Source organism: Stenotrophomonas sp. 05L414_2, assembly GCF_056397905.1.
On record NZ_JBFTOJ010000133.1, the window covers coordinates 1 to 11,779 of the forward strand.

6 protein-coding genes, 1 pseudogene and 1 riboswitch are annotated in these 11,779 nt (G+C 64.7%); of the genes and pseudogenes, 6 read left to right on the forward strand and 1 reads right to left on the reverse strand.

Annotated features, from left to right (window positions below):
- Positions 1-174: 174 nt before the first annotated feature.
- The gene (locus AC1DJN_RS16410) at positions 175-1,752 is read right to left on the reverse strand and encodes a BCCT family transporter (protein WP_025874154.1); all 1,578 of its coding nucleotides are present in this window, start codon (positions 1,750-1,752) and stop codon (positions 175-177) included.
- A gap of 247 nt (positions 1,753-1,999) precedes the next feature.
- Positions 2,000-2,101, forward strand: a riboswitch (TPP riboswitch).
- A 93-nt stretch (positions 2,102-2,194) separates the two neighbouring features.
- Between AC1DJN_RS16410 and thiC the strand changes: the two genes are divergently transcribed.
- The 6 genes and pseudogenes from thiC to AC1DJN_RS16440 all read left to right on the forward strand — a co-directional run.
- Positions 2,195-4,039, forward strand: a complete 1,845-nt coding sequence (thiC, locus tag AC1DJN_RS16415) for a phosphomethylpyrimidine synthase ThiC (protein WP_478039509.1) — start codon at positions 2,195-2,197, stop codon at positions 4,037-4,039.
- Positions 4,040-4,140: 101 nt separating this feature from the next.
- The gene (locus AC1DJN_RS16420) at positions 4,141-4,812 is read left to right on the forward strand and encodes an ion channel (RefSeq protein WP_032976761.1); all 672 of its coding nucleotides are present in this window, start codon (positions 4,141-4,143) and stop codon (positions 4,810-4,812) included.
- 259 nt (positions 4,813-5,071) lie between these two features.
- Complete coding sequence (locus AC1DJN_RS16425; RefSeq protein ID WP_478017672.1) at positions 5,072-7,396, forward strand: winged helix-turn-helix domain-containing protein; 2,325 nt, start codon at positions 5,072-5,074, stop codon at positions 7,394-7,396.
- 115 nt (positions 7,397-7,511) lie between these two features.
- Positions 7,512-8,411, forward strand: a complete 900-nt coding sequence (locus AC1DJN_RS16430) for a helix-turn-helix transcriptional regulator (RefSeq protein ID WP_025874158.1) — start codon at positions 7,512-7,514, stop codon at positions 8,409-8,411.
- Between the two features lie 49 nt (positions 8,412-8,460).
- Positions 8,461-11,349 (forward strand): TonB-dependent receptor domain-containing protein, encoded by a 2,889-nt coding sequence (locus AC1DJN_RS16435; protein WP_032976759.1) that lies wholly within the window; start codon positions 8,461-8,463, stop codon positions 11,347-11,349.
- 225 nt (positions 11,350-11,574) lie between these two features.
- Positions 11,575-11,779 (forward strand): annotated as a pseudogene (locus AC1DJN_RS16440) (hypothetical protein); the annotation flags it as partial.

The following is an 11,779-nucleotide window of genomic DNA, read 5'->3' on the forward strand; positions in this document are numbered from 1 at the left end:
ATGGCGGGACCGTCCACGGCATGGATGCCGTGGCCGAGCCTACAGGGACGTACTTGCGGCGTGTCCCGCCATCGGCCCCCTCCCCGCCAGGCAAGCAGCAACCCAGAGCCGCCTTGGCTTCGGCCGTTGCCTTTGCCTGAAAAAAGCGGTGCAGCCGCAGGCTGCAAAACACCCTCAATCCTGATCCTGCGCGCGTGCCGCCTCCGCCTGGGTCTCTTCCTGCGCCGCCATCTCGCGTGCGATCCACGCATCGATCATGCGCCGCTGGCGCTGCGCCTGCCGCCGCTCGCGCGTGTACTCCTGGTCCAGCACCCGGTACAGCGACACCATCACCAGCACCATCAGCAGCGCGAACGGCAACGCCGCAATCGTGATCATGCCCTGCAACGCATCCAGCCCGCCAGCCAGCAGCAATGCCGCCGCAATCAACGCTACCGCGATGCCCCACGCCAGCTTGCGCTTCAGCGGCGGATCCCCGGCTTCGTCGGTGGACATGCTGGCCAGTACCAGCACCGCCGAATCGGCTGAGGTCACGAAGAAGATCATCAACAGCACCAACGCCACCGCCGACAGCATCAGCGACGCCGGCAGGCTGTCGAACAGGGTGAACAGCACCGTCTCATAGCCATTGCCCAGTGCCTGTACAAGGTCGGCGTGGCCGAAGATCTGCGCCCACAATGCCGTTCCCCCGAACACGGCGAACCAGAAGAAGCCCAGCAGGGTCGGTGCCAACACCACGCCGATCACGAACTCGCGCACGCTGCGGCCGCGCGAGATGCGCGCGATGAAGGAGCCCACGAACGGGGCCCACGAAATCCACCAGGCCCAGTAGAAGATCGTCCAGTCGGCCACCCACGTGCTGCCGGAGAACGGCGACATGCGCAGGCTCATGGTCACCAGCTGGTTGAGGTAGGAACCCAGCGTGGTGGTGAACGTATCGAAGATGAAGCCAGTCGGCCCCAGCACAAGTACGGTCGCGGCCAGCAATGCAGCCAGTGCCAGGTTGAAGTTGGACAGCCACTTCACGCCGCGCTCCACACCGCTGGCGGTCGAGGCCATGTACAGCACGAAGGCAATGGCGATGATGGTCATCTGCACCGGTACAGTCGCCTGCAGGCCAAATACGCGCTCCACGCCTGCAGCGATCTGGATGGTGCCGAAGCCGAGCGTCGTCGCCACGCCGATSGCCGTGGCGACCACCGCCGCGATGTTGACGACACGGCCGATCCAGCCGCGATGGTGGCGGCCGATGATCGGCTGCAGCATATCGCTGACCAGCCCCCGTCCATTGCGGTTGAACTGGAACCAGGCCATCGCCAGGCCGATCAGTGCATAGATCGCCCACGGATGCAGGCCCCAGTGGAAGAACGCATAGCGCATCGATGCACGCGCGGCATCCATGCTCTGTGGCGCAATGCCTTCCGGTGGCTTGGTGAAGTGTGAGATCGGCTCGGCCGCGCCCCAGAACACCAGGCCGATGCCCATGCCSGCGGCRAACAGCATCGACATCCAGCTGGCGCGCGAAAATTCGGGTTCAGCGTCTTCGCCACCGATGCGCAGGTTGCCGAAGCGGCCGAAGGCCAGGTACATCAGGAACACCAGCGCCAGGAACACCACCAGCAGGTACAGCCAACCGACGCTGCGGATGACATCAGCCAGCGCCGCCTGCACGACGGTATTGAAGGGACCGGGCGCGAGGCCGGCCAGCAGCACCAGGGCAAGCACCAGTGCGATGGAAATGCGAAACACCATGAAGGAGCTTCTCCGATCAAGGGATTGAGGGGAGCGAGCGAAAGCTTGCAGGGAGTRGGCCGGCGAMAGTGTGCGCGCACCGGACAGGCACCGCGATGGCGGCAGGGAAAGCGCCACGTGCAACGGTGCGGCGCGCGTGCACGTTACTGAATGCGACGTCACGGTTCTGTTAACGCGGGTGCGGCAGATCTGCGCCCTGCGTGGATGAACGGCCAGGAGGTCGAGTGGTTTCTATGCTCTAATGCCCACCAAGAAGCGGGGGTACCGCGGCCTTGTGGCCACGGTTGAGATAGTCCCTTGGAACCTGATCCGGCTCATACCGGCGTAGGGAAGCTTTGCAATGCAGCCGTACCCGGAACCTGCCCAAGGAGCGCCTTGGTGCCGTCCGTGCGCGGGTGCAGTGCGCCGCCGCTTCGTCCCTGACCTTCCTGGACGATGCCCGATGAACGCACAGCTCTCCGCCCTGCAGCAACAGGCCCAGCAACTCTCCGAATCCGTGACCCGGCCGATACCCGGCTCGCGCAAGATCCACGTGCCTGGCTCGCGCCCGGACCTGCAGGTGCCGATGCGCGAGATCGCGCTGACCCGCACGCCGACCGTGTTCGGCGGCGAAGAGAACGCACCGGTCACCGTCTACGACACCTCCGGCCCGTACACCGATCCGGACGTGCGCATCGACCTGTCTGCGGGCCTGCCGGCACTGCGCCGTGGCTGGGTGGAGGAGCGCAACGACACCGAACAGCTCGACGGCCTCAGCTCCTCGTTCGGCCGCGCGCGCGAGCATGATCCGAAGCTGGACCCGGTCCGTCTTCCCGCGCGCAGCCTGCCACGTCGCGCGCGGGCCGGCGCCAACGTCACCCAGATGCACTATGCGCGCCGCGGCATCATCACACCGGAAATGGAATTCGTGGCAATCCGCGAAAACCAGCGGCTGGAAGCCATCCGCGATGCCGCACTGCTGCAGCAGCATCCTGGCAAGGCATTCGGTGCGTCGATCCAGCAGATCATCACCCCGGAATTCGTGCGCGAGGAAATCGCCCGCGGCCGTGCGGTGCTGCCCAACAACATCAATCACCCGGAAAGCGAGCCGATGATCATCGGCCGCAACTTCCTGRYCAAGATCAACGCCAACATCGGCAACAGCGCGGTGTCCTCGGGCATTGCAGAGGAAGTGGAAAAGCTGGTGTGGGCGATCCGCTGGGGCGGCGACACGGTGATGGACCTGTCAACCGGCAAGCACATCCATGAAACGCGCGAATGGATCATCCGCAATTCGCCGGTGGCGATCGGTACGGTGCCGATCTACCAGGCGCTGGAGAAGGTCGACGGCCGCGCCGAAGCGCTGACCTGGGAGATCTTCCGCGACACCCTGATCGAACAGGCAGAGCAGGGCGTGGACTACTTCACCATCCATGCCGGGGTACTGCTGCGCTATGTGCCACTCACCGCCAGGCGGGTTACCGGCATCGTCAGCCGCGGCGGTTCGATCATGGCCAAGTGGTGCCTGGCCCACCACAAGGAAAACTTCCTCTACACGCATTTCGAAGACATCTGCGAAATCATGAAGGCCTACGACGTGACCTTCTCGCTGGGTGATGGCCTGCGTCCTGGCTGCATTGCCGATGCCAACGATGCGGCGCAGTTCGGCGAGCTGGAGACGCTGGGCGAGTTGACGAAGATTGCGTGGAAGCACGACGTGCAGACCATGATCGAAGGCCCCGGCCATGTGCCGATGCAGCTGATCAAGGAGAACATGGACAAGCAGCTGCGCGARTGCGGCGAGGCGCCGTTCTACACGCTTGGCCCGCTGACCACCGACATCGCACCGGGSTACGACCACATCACCWSCGCGATCGGTGCGGCGATGATCGGYTGGTTCGGCACTGCCATGCTCTGCTACGTCACGCCGAAGGAGCATCTGGGCCTGCCCAACCGGCAGGACGTGCGCGACGGCATCATGGCCTATCGCATCGCCGCCCATGCTGCTGACCTGGCCAAGGGGCATCCGGGTGCGCAGGTGCGTGACAACGCGCTGAGCAAGGCACGCTTCGAATTCCGCTGGGAAGACCAGTTCCACCTCGGCCTGGACCCGGAGAAGGCCAAGGAATTCCACGACGAGACCCTGCCCAAGGACGCGCACAAGCTGGCCCACTTCTGTTCGATGTGCGGCCCGCATTTCTGTTCGATGAAGATCACCCAGGACGTGCGCGAGTACGCCGAGAAGGGCATGCAGGAAAAGTCCGAGCAGTTCCGGGCGGCCGGCGCCGAGGTGTACCAGCAGGGCTGATCGCAGATGGGCAGTGCCGGGTCATGCCCGGCACCGTCCAGTCACCCAACTCACCGACATGCCGCTATCCTCGCCCCATCGTTCCCCGGGGACACGGAACCATGCCCATTGCCGTCACCACCCGCTGGCTGGCCATCGCCCGCCGTCATCCCTCTGCCTGGCTGCTCGGCGCACAGCTGTTGTCGGTGCTGCTATACCCGGCGTTGGACGAAACTGCTGCCGGGCGCGCGGCAGTAGGCGTATTCGGCATGGCCGTGCTCGGCCTGGCACTGTGGGTGGTGCAGCGCAGCCCGCTGGGGACATGGCTGGCGTTGGTGCTGGCCATCCCGGCGGTGGTGTTTTCCCTTTCGGCGGCCCTGCTCGACCGGCCTGCACTGGGCATCACCGCGCAGCTGCTGGAAAGCCTGCTGTATTTCTACACCGCCGGTGCGCTGATCGCTTACATGCTGCAGGACCACAAAGTGACGCGCGACGAGCTGTTCGCCGCCGGTGCCACGTTCACTCTGCTGGCATGGGCATTCGCTTTTACCTTTGCCGTATGTCAGCAGTGGTATCCGGGCAGTTTCCAGGGCGCCAGTGGCGGCGCGCAGCGCACATGGATGGAGCTGCTTTATCTGAGCTTCAGCTTATTGTCGGGGGTAGGTCTCAGCGACGTCGTGCCACTGCATCCGCAGGCCCGCGCGCTGGTAATGCTGGAGCAGTTTTCCGGCGTCATGTACGTAGCGCTGGTGGTTTCGCGGCTGGTTGGCCTGACCATGCTGAAACGCTTCTGAAAATGAACGCCAGATAAAAATATCGCGCCCAAAAGGGCGCGAATGATGATGCGTATTATGTGAATGCGTCGGCGAGAGAGAGCCTGATGTCGACCACGCGATAGGCGAGGTAACTCGCATAGGCTAATATCCGGAGGCTTCGTTTTTTTTGCGGTATGCGCCGATGCTTTGTGCGGAATCTGGCTTCTTGCTGTGCCAAGGATGGGAAGGGATCGATGGTGAACAGTGTTTGCGGCCTGTTTCAGCCCCATAGCAACGAATGATCAACAGCGAAATCCAGTCGCCTGAATCCGACCGCGTCCGCGTCGGTGAGTGCATCGTTACTTTGTCCTCGCGTGAGGTCGAAGTCGCCGGTGCCCGCCGTACACGCCGTTTGACGCCCAAGTCGCTGGGCGTGCTGCGCGTGTTGATGCGGCAGCCGGGGCGGGTGGTGACCCGYGACGARCTGTTCGCCGARGTGTGGCCSGACACGCTGCCSACCAACGATGTGCTSACCCAGGCCGTGACCCAGCTGCGCAAGGCGTTCAGCGTCGACGACGACAACGGCCAGGCGTACATCGAGACCATCGCCAAGACCGGCTACCGCCTGCTTGTGCCGGTGCAACCGCTGGCGGACCACGAGACCGATGCGATCGCCGTTGYAGAGGACTCGACCGCATCACAGCCGCCTGCGCCGGATGCCGTGGCCGCCGCCGGCGTGCCGGCGGTTGAACGCGGAAGCCGCCGCTGGCGCCGTCTGCGCCGTCGCCTGCTGCTGGCACTGGGCGTGGTGATGCTGCTTGCGCTGGTGGTGTTGAGCGTACTGCTGCTGCGCCGCCCGGCGCCGGTGAATTCTCCGGTGGATGCGGCAGTGGAGAACGGCACGCGGGTGATCGGAAGTCCGGAGCGGCCGTATCGATTGATTACCGCGACGGCCGGTTTTGAGACCTATCCCACACTTTCTCCTGATGGATCGCAGGTCGCCTACGAAGGCGCCAACGACGATGGCGCCGGCGGCAACGCCATCAAGGTGCAGACCTCCGGCAATGCCCCCGCGCGCCAGCTGCTATCGCCACCGGCAGGTGCCAGCGACCGTTTCCCGAACTGGTCGCCCGATGGCCGCGAAATCGCCTTCGCCCGCTTTGGTGCCGATGCCAGCTGCCAGGTGCTGATCGCCAGCGCCACCGGCGGCGCCGTGCGCCAGGCCACGCGCTGCGACGGCACCGAGCTGCTCAGTTTCGACTGGACGCCCGATGGTCGTGGCCTGGTCTTCGGCAGCATGGTCGGTCGCTATGCCCATCGCGGCATCCGCGTGCTCGATCTGGCCACCGGCCAATGGCGTGCGCTGGAGTACGCTGTCGACGAGGATGATTTCGACTACGCCCCGCGCTATTCCCCGGATGGCCGATGGCTGGTGTTTGTCCGCAACCCCCAGCTGGGCGACCTGTGGCGGATGCCTGCCAGCGGCGGCACGCCCGAGCAGTTGACCGCCGAATCGGCCGAACTGCGTGGTTGGGCGTGGCTGGGCGACGGTCGGCATATCGTGTTCGGTCGCCGCGTGGACAGCGAAGCACGCCTGTACTACCTCGACGTCGAGCGCCGCACGTTGCGCGACGCTGGGCTCGACGATGCGCAGTGGCCGGCAGTGTCCCGCCGCGGCGACATGCTGGCGTTCGTGCATCGGCGCGCGCAGTTCGGGGTGTTCAGGATGCCCGCGCAGGGCGGTGCCGGTGAGCGCCTGTTCGCCTCCAGTGGCCGCGACGGGCAACCGATGGTGGCACCGGATGGGCGGCAACTGGTGTTCAGTTCCGATCGTTCCGGCAGCTTCGCCCTGTGGTGGGCCGACATGCAGCGGCCGGAGTCGCTGCGGCCGATCGAGGGGCTGAAGCCCGAGGCACGGCAGGCGCCCGACTGGTCGGCCGACAGCCGGCATCTGCTGGTGGTGGGCCGCGATGAGCATGGCGAAGCGGTTGTCTACGAGATCGCACCGCGCGATGAACAACTGCATCGCCTTCCGGTTCCCGCCGAGCAGCCATTGCAGGCGTTGTACGGCGCAGACGCGGAGCAGCTGCTGGTGGTCGAACGTGATGCCGACCAGCACACCCGCTTGAGCCTGTTCGACCGCAGCGCGCAGCCATGGCGGCGGTTGGCCAGCCTGGAAGGCGTATCGCAGGCGCGCTTCGACCGCAGTACCGGGCGGGTGCTGTTCACCCGGCTGGCAGCCGGTGGGCTGTGGTCGGTGGACGCAGCGTTGACCCCTGCCAGCGTGCAGCAGGTCAGTGAGGACCGGCCCAGCCGTTGGCGCTACCGGACCTGGACGGTGGCCGGCAACGGCAGCATCGACTACCTCGGCAGCAGTGCCAGCTGTGGCACGACCCTGGTCCGTATCCAGTCCGGACGCGAAGAAGCCGAGCGTTGCCTGGACGCCCAGCGGCTGAGCGCGGGCAATGGACTGAGCGCCAGTGCCGACGGAAACAGCCTGTACCTGGCCCTGGCCATCAGCGATGGTGCCGACATCGGTGTGATGCGATTGCCCGAACAACCGCCCGCACTGTTCCCGGCATTCTCCAAATTATTGATCTTGAACGAGAAAGGGCCTTCGTAATTTCTTCGTGACGATCTCGCCGCGAATTCGTGGCGATCTCGGCAGTCTTTCCTGACGCGCTGTCACCTCATTTGGCAAAACGGAGGCCTGTACTTGGCAAATCCGTGGTGCCCCTATGCGTCAACTCTCGCTGGCTGATCGTGGCCAAACCGTATCCCTGGACAAGGCGATCGACGATGTCGCGCCGACCTGCATGGGGGTTGCCCGCCTCGGCAGCCTGCAGACCGCCGGCACCAGTTTCAGCGTCTGGATGCAGGTGCGCGGCACCTCGTGGGTGGAAGCCAAGGAAGGGCGGTTCCGGCTTCGCCAGGGCGAGTGGATCGCGTTCGAGAAGGAGTCCAGGCCGCTGGTCCAGGCCGGGCGCAACGGCTTGTGCGTGGGCATGAACCTGAACGTGGAAGCGCTGCGCGTGCTGACCGAAATGGCCGACTGCGGCCTGTACGCCGGTCGTGGCCAGATGAACCGCGCTGATGCGCGGGTGGCGCTGCGCCTGTGGCGTGACGCCCTCGCCAGCGGGCAGCCGGCGCAGGCACTGCGTCCGTTGCTGCTGCATCTGGCCGGTCTGCAGCGCAGCCTGGCCGACAACGTACAGCGTTGCCCGGGCCGCTCGCGCAGCCGCAAGCGCCAGGTGTTTGGTCGCATGCAGCGCGCGCGCCTGTATCTGGAAGGCAACAGCCACCGTGTGGTGCGCATCGGCGAACTGGCCGAGCTGACCAACTTCTCCAGCTGGTATCTCTCCAAGACGTTCCAGAGCCTGTACGAGGAAAGCCCGCAGTCGCTTTCGGCACGGTTGCGCCTCGAACGTGCGGCCGATCTGCTGCGCGATACCGACATGATGGTCGGCGAAGTCGCTGCCGCCAGCGGTTTCGACAACTGCTGCAGCTTCGCGCGTGCCTTCCGCGCCCGCTACGGCCAGTCCGCCTCGCGCTTCCGCGAGAATGACGGACAGCTTCCGCCACACTCCGCAAAGTCTCCGGTTGTGTCGCGCAAATACAGCGCTGCAACGCAATCGTAACGTGCTACGGCGTTTTAACACGCTACTAACACGTACCTTGGAGAGATTGATGAACGTTCGTATTCCCGCAGTGCGGCTCGGCTTGCTGCCGGCCGGCATTGCGCTTGCCTTGGCACCGTCCTTCGCTTCGGCGCAGGACGCAGCTGCCGGCGGCACGACCGACCTGGACCGCATTTCGGTCACCGGTTCGCGCATCCGCCAGGCGAGCATGGAAACCGCGCAGCCGGTGATCGCGCTGCAGCGCGCCGACATTGAAAAGCAGGGCTTCACCAGCGTTGCCGACATCGTGCAGAACCTGTCGGCGACCGGTTCGCCGGCGATCAGCCGCGCCGATGCCCTGTCTTCGGGCGAAGAAGTCGGCGGCCAGTACGTCGACCTGCGCAACCTCGGCCCGGAGCGCACCCTGGTGCTGCTGGACGGCAAGCGCATGGGCACCAGCACCGGCGGCTACACCGACCTGGCCTCGATCCCGACCTCGGTCGTGGAACGCATCGAAGTGCTGACCGACGGTGCATCGGCCATCTATGGTTCCGACGCCATCGCCGGCGTGGTCAACATCATCACCCGCAAGAACTTCGACGGCCTGGAAGCCAGCGTCTACGGTGGCCAGTACGGCCAGGGCGACGGCCAGAAGCAGGTCTACAACTTCGTCTACGGCCAGACCGGTGAGCGCGGTTCGATCACCTTCGGCGCCGAATACAGCAAGGAAGACGAGGTCAAGGCCAAGGATCGTTCCTTCAGCCGCTACCCGAACGGCCGCTTCCACCCGTTCCCGACCGACGACGATGCCAATGGCTGGTCGCCGGCGTCGAACCAGGGCGTGCTGATCGACGACATGGGTACCCCGAAGGACGCCAACGACGATATCTGGTACACCCGTGCCAATACCGGTGCCGGCAACGGCATGGGCGACTTCCGTGAGTTCGGCACCGCCGACTACACCAATGCCAGCCAGGAAATGTGGCTGCAGAACAAGCTGACCCGTCGCTCGGTCTTTGCCAACGGCAACTACGACCTGACCGACAACATCCGCGCCACCGCGAACGTGCTGTACACCAAGCGCACCGCGACCTCGCAGATTGCCGGCTACCCGTACCAGTCCGAGGTCTACGGCACCCCGCTGTCGGCCGACAGCATCTACAACCCGCTGGGCAAGGACGCGAACTTCATCCGTCGCACCTCCGAGTTCCCGCGCCAGACCGAGTCCGAGCAGGAAACCTTCCGCTTCTCGGCCGGCCTGGAAGGCTCGTTCGAGTTCGCCGACAAGTTCTGGGACTGGGACGTGGGCTACGTCTACAACCAGAACAAGGGCGTCAAGACCGGCACCGGCAACCTGTTCATCCCGAACGTGCAGAACGCCGTCGGCCCGTCCTTCATGGACGGCGACGTTGCCCGTTGCGGCACCCCGGGCAAGGTGATCGCCGGTTGCACCCCGTGGAACCCGCTCGCACCGTACGGCTCCACCGGCAACGGTTCGCTGGCTGACCCGGCACTGCAGGCCTACCTGTTCCTGCCGAGCCACGACACCTACACCAACACCACCAAGGCTTACAGCGCCAACATCTCCGGTTCGCTGTTCACGCTGCCGGCCGGTGACCTGGCCATCGCTGCCGGTTACGAGCACCGCCAGGAAAGCGGTGAGTACAACCCGGATGCACTGCTGCAGTCGGGCCTGAGCACCGACCTGGCCGGCGCACCGACCAAGGGCAGCTACAAGCTCGACGAGTTCTACGTCGAACTGAACGTGCCGGTGCTGGCCGACATGCCGTTCGCCAAGGAACTGTCGCTCGACATGGCCGGTCGCTATTCGGACTACAACACCTTCGGCGACACCATCAACAGCAAGTTCGGCCTGAAGTGGAAGCCGATCGACGACCTGCTGGTGCGTGCGACCTATTCGACGGGCTTCCGCGCGCCGAATATCGCCAACATGTACGGCGGCACCTCGCAGACCTTCGACGCCTACACCGATCCGTGCGACAGCAGCTTCGGCTCGGCTTCGCGCAATCCGTCGGTTGCCGCGGCCTGCGGCGCACGTGGCGTTCCGGCGAACTTCCGCCAGATCACCTCCGGTGGCGCACAGTCGACCGGCCCGGGCACCCAGTCCTACAGCGCCTTCGAGTCGGGTTCCAACCCGGAACTGCAGCCGGAAACCTCCAAGACCTGGACTGCTGGCCTGGTCTACAGCCCGAACTTCGTGCAGGGCCTGGACGTCAGCCTGGACTGGTGGAAGATCCGCATCAACAACGTGATCGCCGCCGAGTCGGTGACCTCGATCCTCAACCAGTGCTACGTGCTGGGCGTGGCGTCGGCGTGTGACCGCTTCAGCCGCGGTACCGAAGGCCGCACCGTCAACCAGGTGGTCGACGTTACCCGTACCCTGATCAACGGTGGCTACCAGGAAACCGCAGGTTACGACCTGGGCATCAAGTACCGCCTGCCGGAGTTCTCCTTCGGCAAGATCGTGGTTGACTGGAAGACCACCTACGTCGATTACCTCGAGTACAAGCGCGACAACGAAGCCGAGACTCCGGTCGAGCAGCACACCAGCTGGGCAACCGGCGACTGGGGTGCGAACTTCCGCGTCCGCTCGAACCTGAATGTCGATTGGAGCCTGGGCAACCTGGGCGTGAACTGGGCCGTGCGTTACTACTCGAGCATGAAGGAGCCGTGCTCCTACGACACCGAGTGCAACCTGCCTGACTTCACCTCGGCCTACACCCTGGGCCAGCCGACCCGCAAGGTTGGTTCGAACACCTTCCACGATGTGCAGGTGCGTTACACCCTGCCGTGGCAGGCTACGGTCTCGGTCGGTGCCAACAACGTGTTCAACCACGAAGGCCCGGTCATGTACAGCCAGCCGAACTCGAGCTTCTCCTACTACGGTGGCTTCGACATCGGTCGCTACTACTACATGAAGTACACCCAGCGCTTCTGATCCATCGAAGCGTGACAGCAGAAAGAGGAGGGCGGGCCGCAAGGTCCGCCCTTCTTCTTTGTGCCACCAGCACCGCACGCGCGTGAATGGGAACATGGGTGTGCGGATGAGCCTGCGCCGACGTGATTGACTCTGTAGAGGGGCTCAGTGTGCTGCTATCTTCATTGCATCACCCGCCACTTGACGGGCGTAACGTCGTTCACCAGAAAACGGAGATCGAGCACAATGAAGGCAGTGAACAAGGTCAAAACCATGGCTGTGATGGTCGTGTGCGCAGCCACGGCGCTCCCCGTATCGGCCACAGACATCAAGCGTCATACATCCGAGGCTATTCCTGTTGCTTACGCTGTCGAGGTGCCCCCAGGGCGTACGACGGTCTACCTCAGCGGCAAACTGCCGGAACCGACCGGTGTTGGCGCTCCTCTGGACC

Excerpts from the sequence above, each read along its gene's own strand:
- AC1DJN_RS16420 (WP_032976761.1), top strand. The coding sequence starts at position 4,141 with ATGCCCATTGCCGTCACCACCCGCTGGCTGGCCATCGCCCGCCGTCAT.
- AC1DJN_RS16430 (WP_025874158.1), top strand. The coding sequence starts at position 7,512 with ATGCGTCAACTCTCGCTGGCTGATCGTGGCCAAACCGTATCCCTGGAC.
- AC1DJN_RS16435 (WP_032976759.1), top strand. The coding sequence starts at position 8,461 with ATGAACGTTCGTATTCCCGCAGTGCGGCTCGGCTTGCTGCCGGCCGGC.